The sequence below is a fragment of the Haloterrigena turkmenica DSM 5511 genome (assembly GCF_000025325.1).
Classification (GTDB): domain Archaea; phylum Halobacteriota; class Halobacteria; order Halobacteriales; family Natrialbaceae; genus Haloterrigena; species Haloterrigena turkmenica.
Genome location: NC_013743.1, coordinates 465041 through 482457, shown reverse-complemented (window position 1 = coordinate 482457; position 17417 = coordinate 465041). Strand labels below are relative to the sequence as shown.

20 protein-coding genes and 3 tRNA genes are annotated in these 17417 nt (G+C 65.3%); 16 read left to right on the top strand and 7 right to left on the bottom strand.

From position 1 onward, the window contains the following. Positions 1 to 94 precede the first annotated feature (94 nt). The 4 genes from HTUR_RS02275 to HTUR_RS02260 all read left to right on the top strand — a co-directional run bounded on the left by HTUR_RS02275 (position 95) and on the right by HTUR_RS02260 (position 3636). Positions 95 to 1342, top strand: coding sequence for a sulfite oxidase (locus tag HTUR_RS02275; RefSeq protein WP_012941680.1), 1248 nt, complete (start codon positions 95 to 97; stop codon positions 1340 to 1342). 116 nt (positions 1343 to 1458) lie between these two features. Beyond that, complete coding sequence (locus tag HTUR_RS02270) at positions 1459 to 2391, top strand: replication protein A (RefSeq protein ID WP_012941679.1); 933 nt, start codon at positions 1459 to 1461, stop codon at positions 2389 to 2391. A 1-nt stretch (position 2392) separates the two neighbouring features. Further along, on the top strand, positions 2393 to 3034 hold the full coding sequence (locus HTUR_RS02265; RefSeq protein WP_012941678.1) for an RPA family protein: 642 nt from the start codon (positions 2393 to 2395) through the stop codon (positions 3032 to 3034). A 113-nt stretch (positions 3035 to 3147) separates the two neighbouring features. Beyond that, positions 3148 to 3636, top strand: a complete 489-nt coding sequence (locus HTUR_RS02260) for a VOC family protein (protein WP_012941677.1) — start codon at positions 3148 to 3150, stop codon at positions 3634 to 3636. 24 nt (positions 3637 to 3660) lie between these two features. Here HTUR_RS02260 and HTUR_RS02255 read toward each other — a convergent pair whose 3' ends face one another. After that, the gene (locus HTUR_RS02255) at positions 3661 to 4344 is read right to left on the bottom strand and encodes an alpha/beta hydrolase (protein WP_049941569.1); all 684 of its coding nucleotides are present in this window, start codon (positions 4342 to 4344) and stop codon (positions 3661 to 3663) included. Beyond that, a complete protein-coding gene (locus tag HTUR_RS02250) occupies positions 4341 to 5348 on the bottom strand; it encodes a VOC family protein (RefSeq protein ID WP_012941675.1) in 1008 nt (335 codons plus the stop codon). Before HTUR_RS02250 ends, HTUR_RS02255 begins: the two co-directional genes overlap by 4 nt. A gap of 110 nt (positions 5349 to 5458) precedes the next feature. Between HTUR_RS02250 and HTUR_RS02245 the strand changes: the two genes are divergently transcribed. Continuing rightward, complete coding sequence (locus tag HTUR_RS02245; RefSeq protein ID WP_012941674.1) at positions 5459 to 5866, top strand: ribbon-helix-helix protein, CopG family; 408 nt, start codon at positions 5459 to 5461, stop codon at positions 5864 to 5866. Between the two features lie 184 nt (positions 5867 to 6050). Here HTUR_RS02245 and HTUR_RS02240 read toward each other — a convergent pair whose 3' ends face one another. Then, the gene (locus HTUR_RS02240) at positions 6051 to 6506 is read right to left on the bottom strand and encodes a DUF5814 domain-containing protein (protein WP_012941673.1); all 456 of its coding nucleotides are present in this window, start codon (positions 6504 to 6506) and stop codon (positions 6051 to 6053) included. A gap of 167 nt (positions 6507 to 6673) precedes the next feature. Here HTUR_RS02240 and HTUR_RS02235 point away from each other — a divergent pair. From HTUR_RS02235 to HTUR_RS02230, 3 genes are all read left to right on the top strand, one after another. Continuing rightward, positions 6674 to 6745, top strand: a tRNA-His gene (locus tag HTUR_RS02235). A gap of 299 nt (positions 6746 to 7044) precedes the next feature. Continuing rightward, positions 7045 to 7212, top strand: a complete 168-nt coding sequence (locus tag HTUR_RS27185) for a hypothetical protein (protein WP_012941672.1) — start codon at positions 7045 to 7047, stop codon at positions 7210 to 7212. A gap of 133 nt (positions 7213 to 7345) precedes the next feature. After that, entirely contained in the window at positions 7346 to 8656 is a 1311-nt protein-coding gene (locus HTUR_RS02230; RefSeq protein ID WP_012941671.1) for a hypothetical protein, read from the top strand. A gap of 61 nt (positions 8657 to 8717) precedes the next feature. Here HTUR_RS02230 and HTUR_RS02225 read toward each other — a convergent pair whose 3' ends face one another. Then, positions 8718 to 9104, bottom strand: a complete 387-nt coding sequence (locus HTUR_RS02225) for a hypothetical protein (protein WP_012941670.1) — start codon at positions 9102 to 9104, stop codon at positions 8718 to 8720. 67 nt (positions 9105 to 9171) lie between these two features. Continuing rightward, complete coding sequence (locus HTUR_RS02220; protein WP_049941820.1) at positions 9172 to 10029, bottom strand: aldo/keto reductase; 858 nt, start codon at positions 10027 to 10029, stop codon at positions 9172 to 9174. 483 nt (positions 10030 to 10512) lie between these two features. On the opposite strand from HTUR_RS02220, the gene HTUR_RS02215 reads away from it, so the two are divergent. Further along, a complete protein-coding gene (locus HTUR_RS02215) occupies positions 10513 to 11097 on the top strand; it encodes a hypothetical protein (protein ID WP_012941667.1) in 585 nt (194 codons plus the stop codon). A 509-nt stretch (positions 11098 to 11606) separates the two neighbouring features. Here HTUR_RS02215 and HTUR_RS02210 read toward each other — a convergent pair. After that, positions 11607 to 11680 (bottom strand) — tRNA-Phe (locus HTUR_RS02210). Between the two features lie 222 nt (positions 11681 to 11902). On the opposite strand from HTUR_RS02210, the gene HTUR_RS02205 reads away from it, so the two are divergent. The 5 genes from HTUR_RS02205 (at position 11903) to HTUR_RS27175 (ending at position 14545) form a co-directional block, all read left to right on the top strand. Continuing rightward, positions 11903 to 12349, top strand: a complete 447-nt coding sequence (locus tag HTUR_RS02205; RefSeq protein WP_012941666.1) for a DUF7344 domain-containing protein — start codon at positions 11903 to 11905, stop codon at positions 12347 to 12349. A 473-nt stretch (positions 12350 to 12822) separates the two neighbouring features. Beyond that, positions 12823 to 13200, top strand: coding sequence for a hypothetical protein (locus HTUR_RS27835; RefSeq protein WP_226377471.1), 378 nt, complete (start codon positions 12823 to 12825; stop codon positions 13198 to 13200). 327 nt (positions 13201 to 13527) lie between these two features. Then, positions 13528 to 13710: a hypothetical protein gene (locus tag HTUR_RS27830; protein WP_226377470.1), complete on the top strand. Its 183-nt coding sequence runs from the start codon at positions 13528 to 13530 to the stop codon at positions 13708 to 13710. A gap of 193 nt (positions 13711 to 13903) precedes the next feature. After that, on the top strand, positions 13904 to 14080 hold the full coding sequence (locus HTUR_RS27180) for a hypothetical protein (protein ID WP_012941664.1): 177 nt from the start codon (positions 13904 to 13906) through the stop codon (positions 14078 to 14080). A 114-nt stretch (positions 14081 to 14194) separates the two neighbouring features. Beyond that, the gene (locus HTUR_RS27175) at positions 14195 to 14545 is read left to right on the top strand and encodes a hypothetical protein (protein WP_012941663.1); all 351 of its coding nucleotides are present in this window, start codon (positions 14195 to 14197) and stop codon (positions 14543 to 14545) included. 119 nt (positions 14546 to 14664) lie between these two features. Here the strand turns inward: HTUR_RS27175 and HTUR_RS02190 are convergent. After that, positions 14665 to 14738, bottom strand: a tRNA-Val gene (locus tag HTUR_RS02190). A 61-nt stretch (positions 14739 to 14799) separates the two neighbouring features. Between HTUR_RS02190 and HTUR_RS02185 the strand changes: the two genes are divergently transcribed. Both HTUR_RS02185 and HTUR_RS02180 read left to right on the top strand, forming a co-directional pair. Continuing rightward, positions 14800 to 15294 carry a DUF192 domain-containing protein gene (locus HTUR_RS02185; RefSeq protein WP_012941662.1) on the top strand — a complete coding sequence of 165 codons (495 nt, stop codon included), beginning with the start codon at positions 14800 to 14802 and terminating at the stop codon, positions 15292 to 15294. 76 nt (positions 15295 to 15370) lie between these two features. Then, positions 15371 to 17323, top strand: a complete 1953-nt coding sequence (locus tag HTUR_RS02180; protein WP_012941661.1) for an ABC transporter ATP-binding protein — start codon at positions 15371 to 15373, stop codon at positions 17321 to 17323. The last annotated feature ends 94 nt before the right edge of the window (positions 17324 to 17417 follow it).

Below are 17417 nucleotides of genomic sequence, written 5' to 3'. Positions count from 1 at the left end.
GCGCGGGAACGGTCTCGGCCGGCCGGCGACGAGCGGCCGCTCGAGACGCGACGACGGGGCGAAGGATTTTGCCAGCTCGTGTTGTGTGGTGACTATGAGCACGGAACAGTCTCGAGAGAGTCGCCGCGAGGAGATCGACGCGATCCTCGAGCGAAAGGACGGCGGCGTCCGCGAGACCCGCGACGAGGCCGACAAGTACACCGTCGTCGGCGCGGCCGACAGGCGAACGTACGCGAACTGGCTGACGCCCGTCGAGGAACACTTCGTCTGCCACCGCAACGACATTCCCGACGCCGACGCGGACTCGTGGACGGTCTCCCTGACGGGACGGCTCGACGACGAGTACTCGCTGTCGGACCTGAACGACGAGTTCCCGACGGTCGCGGTGGCCCACACGATGGAGTGCGCCGGAAACGGCCGCGGACAGCACCGACCCGAGACCGGAAGCGTCCAGTGGGGGTTCGAGGCCGCGGGGACGGCGATCTGGACCGGCACGCCGCTCAGTTCGATACTACGCGGTCGGCTTGACGACGCGGACGGCGACGCGTGGCTCACGGCCGTCGGCGGCGACCCCTCGGACGGCGACGACGTCTTCGCGCGGTCGATTCCCCTCTCGAAGGCGCTCGAGGACTGCATCCTCGCCACGGAGATGAACGGCCGGCCGCTCCCCCGCGAACACGGCTTCCCGGTTCGGCTGATCGTTCCCGGCTGGTACGGCGTCAACTGCGTCAAGTGGGTCGAGGAGCTCCGGCTGATGGACACGATGGTCGTCGACGGCTCGCTGGATCGACCCGGTGACCACGCCTACTGGCAGCAGGAGGCCTACCGAATGCACCCCGCCGACGTCGATCCCGAACCGAACGAGACCGTCGAAACGGTCGATACGTGGGGCCAACTCGAGGCGGGCGAGCCCGATCATCCCTACACGTTCGACCAGACCGTGATGTCGGTCATCGGCGCGCCAGACGGCGAGTCCACAGTGACCGCTCCCGAGGACGGAACGATCGAACTCACCGGCGTCGCCTGGGCCGGCGATGACGGTGTCGAACGGGTCGAGGTCTCGACCGACGGCGGCGACACGTGGGCCGACGCGGAGCTGTTCGGCCCCGACTACGCGGGCGCGTGGCGACTGTTCCGCTACGACTGGGACGCGCGGCCGGGGACGCACGTCCTCTGTTCGCGGGCGACCGACGATCAGGGGCGCCGACAGCCGATGCGGATCTCCAATCCCGACGCCTGGCGCGACGCGCTCGAGGCCGACGAGTTCCCCTGGAACGAGGGCGGGTACGCCGCGAACGCGGTCCTGCCGAACGCCGTCGAAATCGACGTCGAGTCGGCCTAACGGCCCCGAGCTCGAAGCGACGACGTTCACTTTCACCCCGGTGCCGGTACTTTAAATACTATCGGGCGCGAAACGAGGTATGCCTCCCAGTGAAACGAAAGAGGAGGCGTGACACAATGAGCGACGTACGACAGCACGCGGACGACATACACGACCAGTTTTCGGATCACATCGACGTGAGCGTCGACGACGTCGAGGAGCGCCTGACCACGCTCGTCGACGAGTACAAGGTTCCCATCGACGAGGCGCGCCGGAGCGTCACCAATCACTACCTCGAAGAGGCCGGCCTCGAGCGAGAGGACATCTCGCGGGGCGGCAGCGAGGAAGTGAACGTCGAGGACGTCGACGAGCCCGAACAGTGGATCGACCTCACCGCGAAGGTCATCGAACTCTGGGATCCCCGGAGCGACTCCGTCGCACAGGTCGGCCTGCTGGGCGACCCGACGGGCACGATCAAGTTCACCAAGTGGGCCAAATCGGACCTGCCATCCCTCGAGGAGGGCGGGGTCTACGACCTTCGAAACGTCGTCACCGACGAGTACCAGGGCCGGTACTCGGTCAAACTCAACTCGACGACGGTGATCGAGGAACTCGACGAGGACCTCGAGGTCGGCGACGACACCAGCGAGATCGAGGGCGCCCTCGTGGACATGCAGAGCGGCAGCGGCCTCATCAAGCGCTGCCCGAAAGAGGACTGCACGCGCGTCCTCCAGAACGGCCGCTGTAACGAACACGGCGAGGTCGAAGGCGAGTTCGACCTGCGCATCAAGGCGGTCGTCGACGACGGGATCGACGCCCACGAGGTCATCTTCGACAAGGAGGCCACCGAGGACCTGACGGGCCTGAGCCTCGAGGAGGCCAAGGATATGGCGATGGACGCCCTGGACACGACCATCGTCGCCGACGAGATCCACGAGGACATCGTCGGAACCTACTACCGCATCGAGGGACCGACCTTCGGCCGTTACGTGCTGGCCGACGACGTCGAGGAACTCGACGACGGACCCGCCGACGCCGAACAGCTGCTGATCAGAGCGAGGTCGATGTGATATGAGCCAGTCAGAACTCACCCGCGAAGTCGCCCGCCGCGTCTTCGCATCGGAATTCAACGATTCGACGTACACCTTCAAAGAGAGCGACGACGAGCGCGCGCCCAACTACGCGCTGCTCCCGACCGGCGACCGCGCCAACCGCGTGTTCATCGTCGGCACCCTCACCGAGACCGAAGACGTCGGCGAGGACAGCGAGTACTGGCGCGGTCGGGTCGTCGACCCGACCGGGACGTTCTTCGTCTACGCCGGCCAGTACCAGCCCGAGGCCGCCTCGGTGCTTCGAGACACGGAGCCGCCGGCCTACGTCTCTATCGTCGGCAAGCCTCGAACCTACGAGACCGACGACGGCAGCGTCAACGTCTCCCTGCGGCCCGAGTCGATCGCGATCGTCGACGACGCCACCCGCGACCGCTGGGTCGTCGAGACCGCCGAACGCACCCTCGACCGCATCGAGGCCTTCGAGGAGTGGGAAGCAGAGCAGGAAGCCCCCGAGAGCGGCTCGACGGCGCCCACCAACGAGTACGCCCAGATGGCCCGCGAGCGCTACGACTCGCCGGTCGTCAACTACCGTAACGACGTGATTCAGGCGCTCGAGCAACTCGAGGACGTCGAGACCGACGACGCCGAAGCACCGGCCTGAGACGGTCGCTCGTACTCGGTTCTTTTTCGCACCGCTCGAGGCAACTGGCGAGTGCGAGAGCGGATACGGTGCCAGCACAGCCGTTACCGGACAGCAGTGCGTACGTGGCATCGATGAGCGACACAGACGACACGCCAGAGAGCAGCAGCGACCGCGCGCGACTCGTCGGAATCAACCACGTCGCCCTCGAGGTCGGAGACATCGACGACGCCCTCGAGTTCTACGGGTCGCTGTTCGAATTCGACCTCCGCAGTCGAAGCGAGACGACGGCGTTTCTCGATATGGGTGACCAGTTCGTCGCGCTCGCCCAGACCGACGCGGCTGGCGAGAAAACCGACGACGCTCGGCACTTCGGGCTCGTCGTCGACGACGCGGACCGCGTCGCGGAGCGACTCGAGAGCCTCGACATCGATCGCCTCGACGTGCCGGGACTCGAGTTCCACGATCCGTGGGGCAATCGGTTCCAGATCGTCGATTACGAGGAGATCCAGTTCACGAAGGCGGATCACGTCCTCGAGGGGATGGGACTCGCGGGGCTCGAGAAGACCGACGACGCCCTGCGGGAACTCGACGAGAAGGGGCTGGCGCCCGATTCGGAGTGAGCGCAGCGCAAGTTTTAGCAGCGGTCAGTCCTCGAGAGCGGCCTCGAGTAGCTCGCCGATCGCCGCGAACTCGTCGTCGGTGACCTCGTGGCCCGTCTCGGGATAGCGCCGCTCGTCGACCGCGGCGTCGGCTCGTTCGAAGATCCGTGCCGTCGCGGCGACGCGCGACGGATCGACGTGTGGATCTTTGGCGCCGTAGCCGAGCAGGACCGGCGTCGCCGCCAGCGAGCCGTCGATCTCGGTCGCCTCGAGGTCGGCGTCCGATCCCGGCAGCGTCGCGGAGAGGACGGCGAGCCCGCCGTAGCGGTCCGGATTCCGGCGACCGTACTCCGCGACGACGCAGGCGCCCTGCGAGAACCCCGCGAGAACGGTACGGTCCGATGGGATGCCGATCTCCGCCGCGGCCTCGCAGGCGGCGCCCACGCAGTCGACGCTCGAGGAGAGCCACGGCTCGTTTTCGGTTCGCGGCGCGGTCGCCGGTCGGGAGTACCAGCAGCTCCGCTCGGCCTGCGGGGCGAAGACGGCGAGGCCGTGACGGTAGACCGGTTCGAAGAGGTTGACGACGCCCTGGGCCGTCGCGCCGCGACCGTGGCAGACGACGAGCGCGGCCTCGGCGGCAAGCGCGGGCGCACCGGCCGTGAGCAGCGGCTGTCCGGCGTGGGGTCCCGAAACCGAGTCCATCGTCCGACCCGAGTCTCGGCCAGTCATCGGTCGGTACCGGCGTCGACGCTGTCGGCGGCGCCAGTGTCGCCGTCGCGCGCAGTCGTCTCGGGAACCGTCAGCTCCGGCAACTGGCTCTCGATCAACTCCCGATCCCGCTCGAACCAGTCGGGCAGGTGCAGCGACTCGCCAGGGCCGCCCTCAGGACCGCTGGCGGCGACGCCGCCGCTCTCGGTCGCCAGTTCGAAGAGGACGCCGCCCGGCTCGCGGACGTACAGCGAGTGGAAGAAGTGGCGGTCCTTGACCCGCGAAACGTCGTAGCCGCGGTCGTCGAAGAGCTTCCGCCACTCGTGGAGGTCGTCCTCGCTCCCGACGCGGACCGCGACGTGGTGGAGGGTTCCGGGACCCTCGCGGCCGAACTCGGCCTCACGGTCGAGCACGTCGACGACCGTCGCTCGCTCGCCGCTGGCGCGGTACCGCACTCTATCGTCTCGTTCGGCCTCGTACTCGAAGCCCAGCGTCTCGAGCATGCTCGCGGTCGCGTAGGGATTGACCGACAGCGTCGAGACGCCGTAGAGCGCGCGGATCGCGGATTCGTCGGGAACCGGCCCGTCGGTCCACGGTTCGACGCCGCTCGGGTCCGGCGCGTCGGGCAGGCCGGCGACGAGTTCCAGCTGCGTCCCAGCGGGATCCTCGAACCGCAGCACGCGCTCCTCGAAGCGCTCGATCGGGCCCTCGACCGCGACGTCGTGCTCGGCGAGTCGGTCCCGCCAGTACTCGAGAGAGCCCGCGGGAACGGCGAACGCGACCGATGCGACCTGCGGTTTGCCGACTCGCCCCGGATCGGCGTGAGGGTCCGGGAAGTGAGTTAGGACCGTTCCCGGGGTGCCGGCCGCGTCGCCGAAGTAGAGGTGATGCTGGAGGATGTCCTCGAAGTTCACCGTCTGGGTCGTCAGCCGGAGGCCGAGGACGCCCGCGTAGAAGTCGACGGCCGTCTGGGCGTCCCCGACCAGCCCCGTGACGTGGTGGAGTCCCGGCGTGTCCGAAGGCATGGTCGCCGTTGGGCCTCGAGCGGAATAGCAGGTCCGGTCCCGGAAGCGGCGATCGAGGGGTCGTCTGACGAATCGTTAAGTGTCATGCCCGACGAATAGACGGCAAACAGATGGGCAACAAGAACAAGACGATCTCGTTTCGGGTAAACGAGGACGCGTTCGAGGCGCTCCAGGATATCGCCGAAGAGCGCGACATCTCGTTGTCCGCCGTCTTCCGAGACTACGTCGACCAGCTGGTCGAACACGACGGGCAGGTCGAAGTCGTCCCCGAGGAGGAACTCGAGGCGATGGGAAGCGGCGACGACGGCGAACAAACGTTTCCGCCGAGCGTCGAGGTTCCCAAGAGCTTCATCCGCGAACACGAGCGGCTCGAACTCGAGGCCGACCACCTCCGGGAGCAACTCGACGAGTACAAGGGCTACGTCAACGACCTGCAGGACCGACTCGAGGACGAGGAAGACGAGATTCTGCTGCTGGACGATTTAGACGAAGAAGACGAATCGTACCAGTTGCGATAGTCAGCGTTCAGTGGGGGCGGCGTATTTCCCGGCGGTGGCGCGCGCCGGCAATATTGCGCGAGGGATGAGTGAGCGAGCACCGCGAGCGAACGAATCGGCTGGGGAGGGCGTGGACCTCCCTGTTGCCAGCGGTAGCAGAACGCTCGTTCGTCCTGCGTGACACCGAAAATCAGGTTTTTACCGACTATCGAGCGAGATTCTGCTTCGCCTGCCGGATCTCGTCGCGTTTCTTGTCTTGGCCGTCCACCCGAGCCAGCCCCTCGGCCGCCTCGAGCGTGCGGACGCCGTTGTCCAGAAACGAGAGCACGTCACCGGGGTAGGCGTAGACCATGTAGTCGTCGGTCATCACGTCGACGATTGCGTCCGGGCCCAGCCCCTGTGCGCGCAACTCGAGGAGGTACTGGATGAACTTCCGCTCCGGGCAGCCACAGTAGGGGTTGTTGTCGCAGCTACAGTCCAGGAAGTCCTCCGTGAAGTCGAGGACGCGATCGCGGGTCGCGTCGTCTAACTTCTCGAGGCCCTGACCCTGGAAGAGCATGTCAAGCGTCGCTCCCTTGAACGCGCCCTTCGGGATGTTCGTCTCGAGCTGGGAGCTGAGCTGGCGGTGGTTTTTGACGTAAATTTTGTCGGTTATGGCCACGCGTTGGCGACTCTAGCGGCGCTGGGCCGAAAAACGTCCCGGTCCGCGCCGGCCGTGCCGGTGGTGGCGAGGGTGTCCGGAAAACCCGCGGTACCGTCTCGCACGGACGCGTACTCGAGTCGTAACGTATTTCAGTCCGACCGGCCGTAACTGATTATGTAAGCGTGTCCGGGTTGGGGTAGTGGTTATCCTTCAGCCTTGTGGAGGCTGAGACGCGGGTTCGATTCTCGCACCCGGACTTCCTGCGGCGTCATCGCGAACAGAGTGAGCGATGGCTCGGAGCAGCTTTGCTGCTCCGGCGAACAAACTCGTGAGCCGCAGGAGTCGTCAGAGAATCGAACTACGCGAGACGAACGAAGTGAGTCTCGCAGTTGGGTTCGATTCTCGCACTCGAAACGTTTTACCGCGATCGAATCCGCGAGCGATGCAATCCGCCCGTGGATTTAATCACGCGGTATGACACATTCACCGCAGGTATGGAGAGTGGAGAGAGAACAGCTCCACAGGTTGAATACCGCTGCCGCTGTCCGTTCGAACGATGACGGCCACCGACGGTCCGTTCGAGTGTGACACCTGTGACGCTGACGTTCGATTCGAGGAGGCCCGCCGAACGAAAACGATGGGCGGACTCGATCCGGCGACGTGGCAGACCCTTTGTTGTCCCCACTGCGGCTCGCGACTGCAGACGGTCTACGTCGGCGACTGATCGGCCCTCGAGGCAGGGACCCCAGGCCAGAGCGCTCGAGAACGACGCGAGGAGCCGAGGACCGTTTCGAGTGGCCCGTTCGGCGGCGTGTTCATGCCTCCGCGTTTAGGACGGGGGTCGTGTACGGAGCGGTATGGCCGATGCCGGACTCGGACGGACCGTCGACGAGCCCGCGCGGAACGCGGCGCTGGCCTGGATCGTCACGCTCGCGCTCGTCGCCCTCGCGATCAATCACGGACTCGCCGAGTCGTATCGCTGGTTCGCCTTCACCGGCTTCGCGGTCGCGATCGTGTTGCTCCCCGTGGCCGCGTTCCGCGATCCGCTCGCGATGCCACCGTGGGAGCTGCTGGCGCTGGTCGCCGTTCCCGTCGTCGACGCGACGATGTTCGGCCAATCGCCGCTGACGACGGTCGCGACCTACGTCGCCGTCGCGGCGGTCGCGCTCGTCGCGACCGTGGAGATCGATCGGTTCACGGCCGTGCGAATGAATCACACCTTCGCAATCGTCCTGGTCGTGCTCACGACGCTGGCGGTCGCCGGCGCGTGGAACGTCGCCCAGTGGCTGGCCGACGTGACCGTCGATACCAGCTACCTCCTCGACGGGCGCTCGCAGGACGCGGCCAACCGCGCGCTGATGATCGACTTCGCCTACGCGGCCCTGGCCGGGCTCCTCGCGAGCGTCGTCTTCGGTCGCTATTTCGTATACGCGCCGGCGGACGCCGATCAGACGCAACCGCACTCACCCGTCGACAGCGCTCCGGACGAGGGTGATTCGGACGACGACGCGCCGGACGAAGAGCCCGATCCGGTCCCGAGTCTGATCCGCGACCGGCTGGACGTCCCCGACCGAACCGTCGCGGTGCTCTCGCGAACGATGCAGGTCGCCCTCGCCGTGCTCCTGCTGTACGGACTCGTCACGCGGGACCTGACGACGGTCTCCAACAGCGCCATCGCGCTCGGGATCACGTTCCTCCCCGCGGTGTTCGAACGGGACCGACGACTGCCCCTCGAGCCGGGACTAGTCTTCTGGCTCACGGCGGCGGTGTTTCTGCACGCGCTGGGGTCGGCCGGCCTATACGCGCTCATCGGTCCGTGGGACAGCCTGACCCACACCGTCTCGGCGTCGATCGTCGCCGCGGCCGGCTACGCCGTCGTTCGGGCGATCGATCTCCACACCGACGAGATCTACTTCCCGCCGCGAATGCTGATCGCCTTCATCCTCGTGTTCGTGCTGGCCTTCGGCGTCCTCTGGGAGCTGCTGGAGTTCGCGCTCGACTGGAGCGCACAGCGACTCGGCCTCAGCGCGGTCGTCGCCCAGCACGGTCTCAACGACACGATCGTCGACCTCTTCTACGACGTCGTCGGCGCCGCCGTCGCCGCGATCTGGGGCTCGTTCTACCTCACCGAACTCTCACATCGCATCGCGGGCCGACTCGAGAGCTGAGCCAGCCGACCGCTCGAGCCGACGCTCGAGAGAGGCCTCGACGCTCAACGGCGTTCCGACGCTACGCCGACTCCTCGAGTTCGTCTCGCTCGGCGCGCTCGATCGGATACCGCCGGCCGTCGGCGAGCTCCGCGAGCGCCTCGTCGCCGATCGACTCGACGTCGGCCAGAAACCCCTCCTCGAACTCGGCGACGAGTTGGTAGGTTAGTTTCCCGTCGTCGGTGACGCCCGCAGGGAGGATCTCCTCGCGAAGCCGCTCGGCGAGGGCGTCGCGCTCGTCCAGTCGCCCCTCGGCCTCGTCGAAGTGGTCGATCCCGCGGCCGACCGCGTGGTGAAACTCCACGAGCGCGCCGTGGGCCCGGCGCAGTTCCTCGAGGCCGCGTTCGATCTCCTCGAGGGCCGCTCGATCGTCCTCGGTCGCGTCATCCAGCGCAGTTCGGTCACCCATATTGGCCCTCGAACGCCCGCTCCGGTAGGCGTGGGGCCTGAACTGGACGGGCGGAAAACCCAGTGCCTCAGTCGGCCGCGTCAGTCAGTTGCTGCACCTCCTCGTCGGACAGCGACAGCTGCGAGGCCGCGACGTTCGACTCGAGGTGCTCCGGACTCGAGGTGCCCGGAATCGGCAGGATGACCTCCGAGCGCTCGAGGAGCCACGCCAGCGCGACCTGTCGGCGCGTCGCGTCGTGTTCGTCGCCGATCTCGTCTAAGAGGTCGCCGTGTTCGTCGACGTCGTCGCCGTTGATCGGCGCCCACGGGATGAAGCCGATCCCCTCCTCGGTACAGAGCTCGAGGGCGTCGGCGGCGCCGCGGTCGCCGATGTTGTAGCGATTCTGGACCGTCGCGATCTCGACCTGTTCGCGGGCCTGATCGATGTGTTCCGGCGAGACGTTGCTGAGCCCCACCTCGTCGACGAGCCCCTCGTCTTTGAGTTCGGCGAAGGCCGCAACCGAGTCCTCGAAGGGCGTGTCGTCGTCGGGACGGTGGAACTGGTAGAGATCGATGGTGTCGGTCCGCAGGCGATCCAGCGAGGTGAGCACCTGATTGCGGATGTAGTCGGGGTCGCCGTGGGCGAGCCACTCGCCCTCGCGGTTGCGCAGCAGGCCGGCCTTGGTCGCGACCAGCACGTCGTCGCGGTCGCCGAGCGCCTCGCCGATGAGGCGTTCGCTGACCGCGGGCCCGTAGGAGTCAGCCGTGTCGATGAGATCGACGCCGATATCGACCGCCCGCTCGAGGACCTCGCGGGCCTGCTCCTCGTCCTCGGGCGGCCCGATAATCTCGTCGCCGGTGAGACGCATCGCCCCGAAGCCGAGCCGGTGGACGGTTCTGTCTCCGATCTCGAACGTGTCGCTCTCGTTTTGCGGTGTCTCGCTCACGGGCGTGCTACCGCCGGCGGACTCATAATCGTTGGCCACGGCCACGTCAGGTTCCGGTTTCTGCCCGCTCGAGGTCTCGATCGCCAACTTCGGACCGGGTGGAGCGATTCGCTCGAGGCGCCGTGACGGCCCAAAACTCAGGTTAGAAGTCCTCCCCAGTCGCTTCTTCGGCCGTTTCTTCGATTCCTTCCGAAATCGCTTCTTCTGCCCCACCCGAGAGGTAGCCCTCGATCGTCTCCGTCAGTATCTCGAGTACGCTCATAATTCACGATTAAAATGATAGTACAATAATCTATCGTCGGTCGTGGTATCCGAGGTGTTCCCTCTCAATTTCGAAATAACTGATCCGGCCAACTCTACCCCGCATCAGTGCCGCTTCGGTGGATGACACTGATAACGGACGAACTCGAACGCATCTCGCCTGCTACCTCGCCGCGTCGACGAGGGCGTACGGTTTTCACGGACCAGCAGCGTTGGATAGGTATGAGCGAGGACGATCCGGTCGACGAACCATTCGGAAACGGGTGGAGCGTCGACTATCCTGTCGAGTACGACCCGGAAGCGGTCGAAGAGGTGCTCTCGACCGAGTGGAAACGGAACCTACTCGTCGTCGACTACGAGAGTGCCGGTGAGGACGCGCGGAACAAAGAGACGCTGCTGATCCAATCGTTCTACGTGTCGCTCGTGCTGTTCGGGCTTCTTCTCGACGTCGGCTACCGACTCGCCCAACAGGAAGAGCAACTCGCGCTGTTCGGGCTGTCGACGCTCGGCGTCGTTCTGTTCGGGCTACTCGCGAACTGGTCGGTCAGGTACAGACAGGGCCGGGACGCCTCGTGGGACCGACGCAGCGAGATCGAGGACTTCGTGAAGCTGGCGGACCCCGACGTCCTGCGGAGCAACGACTCGAAATTCAAGCGTCTCTCTCGGACCGGCGACGGGACGTACCGCGTCGACGAGCAGCCGTGGTACGAGGCCGGATCGATCGCGACAGTTGTCGTCTACGCAGAGCTCGCGATCGGACTCCTCTGGCTCGCCGTCGCCGTGTGGACTGGCACGTCCCTGCTGTGAGGCTCCGTTCGCATCGAGGTACTCGTAGTCGACCGACGAGCCGGGCCCGGTTGGCGGAGCAAACGCTCAAGGCGGTGAATGCACGAGCAGTTCGCTCGGATCGCATATGTTCGGCTCGCGATATTGCTCGGCGCAAAAGTATGCCGCCTCCCGGATTGTGAACTACGCCTGAGAACCTCAGTCTCGTTCAAATCGATCGGGTGCAGTTTCGCGGCCGACGGCTCACTCGCTCCGCTCGTTCGCGTTGTCGGCCGCAAAAACATGCCGCCTCCCGGATTTGAACCGAAACCAGACGTGCTCGCTCCGCTGCGCGCGACTGGTAAGGTCCAGAATCCGCTCAGCGTCGTTTCTGCGTCTCCTCACTTCGTTCGTCGCCGCAGAATATGCCGCCTCCCGGATTTGAACCGAAGGAAGACTTACTTCGTTCGTCTTCCAGGATTCAAATCCGTCCGGATCGCATTCTGGATTCTAACGTGGCTCGCTACGCTCGCTGGTTAGAATCACAGAAGTGCCGCCTCCCGGATTTGAACCGGGGACAGCTCGATCTTCAGTCGAGTGCTCTCCCAGTCTGAGCTAAGGCGGCGCACCTCTATCTCCGTCGATCGTATAAAAAAGGATTTCGAATCGGAGACGGTGTGCCAGGCATCTGCATGAGTCTCATTCCGTCTGTAATCAGTGCGGTTAGGAAAACACATCGAGAAGTAACGCGGGGAATACGCTCGAGTTTATCAGTCATTGATGCTTGTCTGTTGGATTTTTAGATATTCAAGACACCCTTTTCCGGGCTGGCGAGTAATATCGTGTTATGGAGGCACTTACCTCGAGTCAGGAGGGACGACAACTCTCTGCAGATACCATCCTCGAACTGCTCGCGAACCGTCGACGGCGGTACCTCCTCTATGCCCTCCGCGGGCAGGAAGACCCGATCGAGCTCTCGACGCTGGCCGAACAGGTCGCCGGCTGGGAACACGACGTGCCGCCGGACGAAGTCGCCAAGAACGAATACAAGAGCGTCTACGTCTCCTCCGTCCAGTGTCACGTCCCGAAGCTGGCCGACGCGGGCGTCGTCGACCACGACGAGGACAATCACACGGTCGTCCTCGGGAATAACTTCGACCAGCTCGAGCCCTACCTCCGCGTCGTCGTCAAGGACGAACCGGAGAACTCGACGCTCCACGCCGCGCTCGAACACGAATCCGGCGACGGCTTCCTGGGACGCGTCCGGGAGAACGTCGGCTGGCTCAAGCAGTAGCTCGACCCGAACCGACGACGAACTGCGTCGCTCGAGGCACAGTAGTGTTTTCTCGCGGGGCGATTCGGTCCGCCCAACTCGTGACGATCAGTGCGCGGGGACGCGACGACGCTACCAGCGCGTCGGAGCGATTCCAGCGTCATGAAATCGGTTCCCTCGTAGTACCGACCGGGCTCAGCTGAACAGACAGAGACCCATAATACGTCATTGAGTTCCAGCTATGGACGTCATATGGAAGAGAACGGGGCGGCTCGAGCGACGCGTCGAATCCGAACGGTGGCCACGGAGAGCGAACCGAACAGAGACGTTACAATCGACAGTCACCTGACCGTTTCGCTGACCGAAACTATTCCCGCCAACCGCTGAGACGGAGAGTGTCTCGGATACCGGACAGTCGTCGATACTAGAATGGGCACCGTATCGGGGAGTAAGGGACAAGACACTCTTGTAGCGGGTCGGAATAGCCTCGGCAGATGAGCCGACAGCCCAGCGTGCGGGCGCTCCTCGGTCGTGCGGCCGCGACGCTCCGATCGGAAGGGCCGGAGGCGCTGATCCGACGAAGTATCCCGGTCATCAAGCGCCGACGGGATCGACTCTGCCGGCGCGCCCTGGCTCGAGCGGGGGTATTCCCGCCGGGCGAGCGTATCCCCGGGCGCGGCGGCAGGTCCGACCCGACTCGATCACCAATGCTGACCCCTTCGTTCGACTGTGGATCGATCCGGCGCGGATCGACCGTCAGGACCGGAGCGCGTCGAACCGGTGGGGGCGACTGGGATCGAACGATGATTCCCGTCACGGAGACCGTCGCGTACAGCAGCGTCGAAGCCCACTTCCGGCGCGGCGTCCCGTAGCGAGAGACGGCCGAGTTCGAGGGCTACCTCGAGTGCCTCGAGGCCGACGAGCAACCCAAAGGGTGCGCCACCGAGCGCGAACTCGAGGCGCGATTCGAGGAACTCGACGCGATTTACGAGCCGATCGCGACCGAGAGGTATCGCTCACAGCCGGCGCTCTGGGACGACCGGCCGGACTACCAGCGGGACGTCTTCTACAAGTAGGATCGAACGCTCGACCCCCGACTCGACGAGATCACGATCAGCATCGGACGGGACGGCGCGCCGTTACACGACGACCGGGGCGATCACCGGCTGGCCATCACCAAACTGCTCGACCTCGAGGCGGTGCCGGTCCTCGTCCGCCGGCGGCACGCGCGGTGGCAGTCGATCCGCGAGGAACTCTCGACCGCGACGCGGCGCTCGGAACTGACCGACCGGGCGCGAACGCACCTCGGGCATCCCGATGTCTGCGATCTCCACTCGTTCGAGACGCCGGCCGACGGAGACGCGATACAGGCGGGCGACTGACCGCGTCGTAACGGGTGCGTGGCGAAGCGTAACCGACGGTAGCGATCCGTAATCGGCCGTAGGGAGCCGTAATGCGGTCGCTACCGACTCGCCACGCGGTCGATAACGCAGTCAACCGACCCGGTATCGCTCGAGTACCGCGCGTACGGGCACACCTAACTAACCGATACGGAGGTATCCTCTCGAGTGGAATATGCTCGAGTCTCGAGACGAGGACGCGTTCCGACCGGCGCCCGCCGAAGCGGAGTGGGAACCCCAGTCGATGTCCGGGGTCGTCGGTGTCCGCATCGCGACCAGAGAGGACGACGGACCGTCGTCCGCGGAGTGGCTCTGGTCCTCGCAGTGGCTGGACCTCGTAGCCAAGCGTTGATCCGCTTCGCCGCTGGACCGCCGTCCGCCGCTCCGTCGTTCTCCTTCCGTCACTGTCACGGCTTTCCTTCCATCACTGTCACGGCCCGGTGTCGGCCAGATCGCGAAGATCAGGATGGTCGTCGACGGCCCCGTTCCGAGCCCGCCGCTCTCGGTGGGTCATCCACGAGCGGTGACGGACGAGGGCGCCGACGGGAATCTCCTCGAGGCCGAGCAGTTTGCCTATCGCGAGGCGGTGGCGGCCGTTGACGAACAGGAGTTCGTCGCCGCGGCCGATGTCGACGAGAACCGCCTCGGTGACGCCGAGCAGCGAGCCGTAGCCGAGTTCCCACTGCGAGCGGTAGCCCTCGCTCGCGAACCGCTCGTAAGCGCATCGATATCGGCACAGCGCTCGGGAATGGAGTCTCTCGTCGTGAGGCTCCGCCAGAACGGCTTCCCATCGGCGGGAGCTCGAGCGGGTTCGTAGTCGGGAGACTCGAGCGGATTTGAAGCCGGCACTGACTCGAGTTGAAGCGGGGCTCGGACGGATTCGAACCGCCCTCCCGTCACGATGCTGTCGCTCACGGGTTGTTCGCGGCAGAAATATGGGCTCGGGCGGGTTCGAACCACCGACCTCGGCCTTGTAAAGGCCGCGTCATGACCAGCTAGACCACGAGCCCGCATCCGAACCAAATCACCCCGTCCGAATAACCTTTACTTTCTCGCGCTCGAGGATCGATCATGGCCCTCGAGCGCGTCCAGAAGTCCCTACTGGCGATCGTAGCCGTCGCCGTGATCGCCGTGCTCGTCCTGCAGATGGGGCTGGTCGAACCGCCGTGGACCGAAGACGAGGGCACCGTCCGCGTCGTCGACGGCGACACCGGCGCGGAACTCGCCACCGTCGAGGTCGAGGTCGCGGATACCCTGAACGAACGCCACACCGGGTTGAGCAACCACGAGTCGCTTGACGACGGCGAGGGAATGCTGTTCGTCCACGACGACGAGGATGAGCGAACGTACGTGATGCGGGAGATGGACTTCGACATCGACATCGTCTTCGTCGACGCCGACGGCGAGATCACGGCGATCGAACACGCCCGCGCGCCCGAACCCGACGAAGACGGCGAGGATCTCCAGCACTCCGGGGAAGCGAAGTGGGTCCTCGAGGTGCCCCGCGGTTACGCCAACGAGACGGGAATGGAAGCCGGCGACGAGATCGAAATCGAGTACGAGTAACGCAGCGATCGATCCGCACGCGACTGTTTCGGTTCGTAGCAAACCCTTATTGGCGGCCGTCCCGGAGGCGAGAACAATGAGCGGGAGTGGCGTCGATTGGGAGGAAGACGACCCGTTCGAGGAGCAACGCGAGGAGATCGAGAATCCGATGAAGCGGCTGTTCCTCGAGTACGGGCACAACTACGCGTTTCAGGCGGTTGTCGGCGTCTTCGCGAGCACCTTCGCCCGGATTCTGGATCTGCTGCCGCCGATCATGCTGGCGGTCGCACTCGACGCCGTCTTCCGCGGCGAGGCCGGCTACGCCGAGTCCCTCCCCTTCGGCGGCGACCTTGTTGCTCCATACGTCCCCGCGACCCAGGAGGGACAGTTCTTCCTGACCGTCGGCGTCATCGCCGCCGCCTTCTTCCTCGGTGCGGCGTTTCACTGGCTTCGCAACTGGGGCTTCAACGCCTTCGCCCAGAACATCCAGCACGACATCCGGACCGATACCTACGACAAGATGCAGCGGCTGAACATGGACTTCTTCGCGGACAAGCAGACCGGGGAGATGATGTCCATCCTCTCGAACGACGTCAACCGCCTCGAGCGATTCCTCAACGACGGGATGAACTCCCTGTTTCGGATGGCGGTGATGATCGTCGGGATCGGCGTGATCCTCTTCGCCTACAACTGGCAGCTCGCGCTGGTGGCCCTGCTTCCCGTGCCGCTGATCGCCGGCTTCACCTACCTGTTCGTCAAGATCATCCAGCCCAAGTACGCCGCCGTCCGCTCGACCGTCGGCAAGGTCAACTCGCGGCTCGAGAACAACCTCGGTGGCATTCAGGTGATCAAGTCGAGCACCACCGAGGACTACGAGTCCGAGCGCGTCGAGGACGTCTCGCAGGACTACTTCGACGCCAACTGGGACGCCATCGAGACGCGCATCAAGTTCTTCCCGGGACTGCGCGTCCTCGCCGGCATCGGCTTCGTCGTCACCTTCCTCGTCGGCGGCCTGTGGGTCTTTCAGGGGCCCCCCGGTCCCTTCACCGGTACCCTGACCGAAGGCGAGTTCGTCGTCTTCATCCTCTACACGCAGCGCTTTATCTGGCCGATGGCCCAGTTCGGGCAGATCATCAACATGTACCAGCGCGCCAGGGCCTCCTCGGCGCGGATGTTCGGCCTCATGGACGAACCGAGCCGCGTCGCGGAGAACCCGAACGCGACCGACCTCGAGGTGGGGGAGGGTCGCGTCACCTACGACGACGTCACGTTCGGTTACGACGACGAGGAGACCATCGTCGAGGACATCGACTTCACCGTCGCCGGCGGCGAGACGCTGGCCCTCGTGGGGCCGACGGGTGCGGGCAAATCGACGGTCCTCAAACTCCTCTTGCGGATGTACGACGTCGACGAGGGGGCGATCACCGTCGACGGGCAAGACATCCGAAACGTGACTCTCGAGAGCCTGCGGGAATCGATCGGCTACGTCAGTCAGGACACGTTCCTCTTCTACGGCACCGTCGAGGAGAACATCACGTACGGCACGTTCGGCGCCGACCGCGAGGACGTGATCGAGGCCGCGAAGATGGCCGAAGCCCACGAGTTCATCGAGAACCTGCCCGACGGCTACGACACCGAGGTCGGCGAGCGCGGCGTGAAACTCTCCGGCGGCCAGCGCCAGCGCATCTCCATCGCGCGAGCGATCCTCAAGGATCCCGACATCCTCGTCTTAGACGAGGCCACCAGCGACGTCGACACCGAGACGGAGATGCTTATCCAGCGATCGATCGACGAGCTCGCGGCGGACCGGACCACGTTCGCCATCGCCCACCGCCTCTCGACGATCAAGGATGCCGATCAGATCCTGGTCCTCGAGGGCGGCGAGGTCGTCGAACGCGGCGCGCACGGGGACCTGCTCGAGAACGGCGGGCTCTACTCGCACCTCTGGGGCGTCCAGGCCGGCGAGATCGACGAACTTCCCCAGGAGTTCATCGAGCGCGCCCAGCGCCGGCAGGCGCGAACGGACGTCAGTACCGACGACGACGATTGATCGGCTCGAGCTACGTTCTCGCCTACGGTACCGCCGAGACGCCCGACGCGCCGCTCGAGGCGACCGTCGAGACAGTCGCACCGTCAGAAGTGGC

Coding starts and splice junctions, on each gene's coding strand:
- HTUR_RS02275 (WP_012941680.1), top strand. CDS start 95: ATGAGCACGGAACAGTCTCGAGAGAGTCGCCGCGAGGAGATCGACGCG.
- HTUR_RS02270 (WP_012941679.1), top strand. CDS start 1,459: ATGAGCGACGTACGACAGCACGCGGACGACATACACGACCAGTTTTCG.
- HTUR_RS02265 (WP_012941678.1), top strand. CDS start 2,393: ATGAGCCAGTCAGAACTCACCCGCGAAGTCGCCCGCCGCGTCTTCGCA.
- HTUR_RS02260 (WP_012941677.1), top strand. CDS start 3,148: ATGAGCGACACAGACGACACGCCAGAGAGCAGCAGCGACCGCGCGCGA.
- HTUR_RS02255 (WP_049941569.1), bottom strand. CDS start 4,344: ATGACTGGCCGAGACTCGGGTCGGACGATGGACTCGGTTTCGGGACCC.
- HTUR_RS02250 (WP_012941675.1), bottom strand. CDS start 5,348: ATGCCTTCGGACACGCCGGGACTCCACCACGTCACGGGGCTGGTCGGG.
- HTUR_RS02245 (WP_012941674.1), top strand. CDS start 5,459: ATGGGCAACAAGAACAAGACGATCTCGTTTCGGGTAAACGAGGACGCG.
- HTUR_RS27185 (WP_012941672.1), top strand. CDS start 7,045: ATGACGGCCACCGACGGTCCGTTCGAGTGTGACACCTGTGACGCTGAC.
- HTUR_RS02230 (WP_012941671.1), top strand. CDS start 7,346: ATGGCCGATGCCGGACTCGGACGGACCGTCGACGAGCCCGCGCGGAAC.
- HTUR_RS02225 (WP_012941670.1), bottom strand. CDS start 9,104: ATGGGTGACCGAACTGCGCTGGATGACGCGACCGAGGACGATCGAGCG.
- HTUR_RS02215 (WP_012941667.1), top strand. CDS start 10,513: ATGAGCGAGGACGATCCGGTCGACGAACCATTCGGAAACGGGTGGAGC.
- HTUR_RS02205 (WP_012941666.1), top strand. CDS start 11,903: ATGGAGGCACTTACCTCGAGTCAGGAGGGACGACAACTCTCTGCAGAT.
- HTUR_RS27835 (WP_226377471.1), top strand. CDS start 12,823: ATGAGCCGACAGCCCAGCGTGCGGGCGCTCCTCGGTCGTGCGGCCGCG.
- HTUR_RS27180 (WP_012941664.1), top strand. CDS start 13,904: ATGCTCGAGTCTCGAGACGAGGACGCGTTCCGACCGGCGCCCGCCGAA.
- HTUR_RS27175 (WP_012941663.1), top strand. CDS start 14,195: ATGGTCGTCGACGGCCCCGTTCCGAGCCCGCCGCTCTCGGTGGGTCAT.
- HTUR_RS02185 (WP_012941662.1), top strand. CDS start 14,800: ATGGCCCTCGAGCGCGTCCAGAAGTCCCTACTGGCGATCGTAGCCGTC.
- HTUR_RS02180 (WP_012941661.1), top strand. CDS start 15,371: ATGAGCGGGAGTGGCGTCGATTGGGAGGAAGACGACCCGTTCGAGGAG.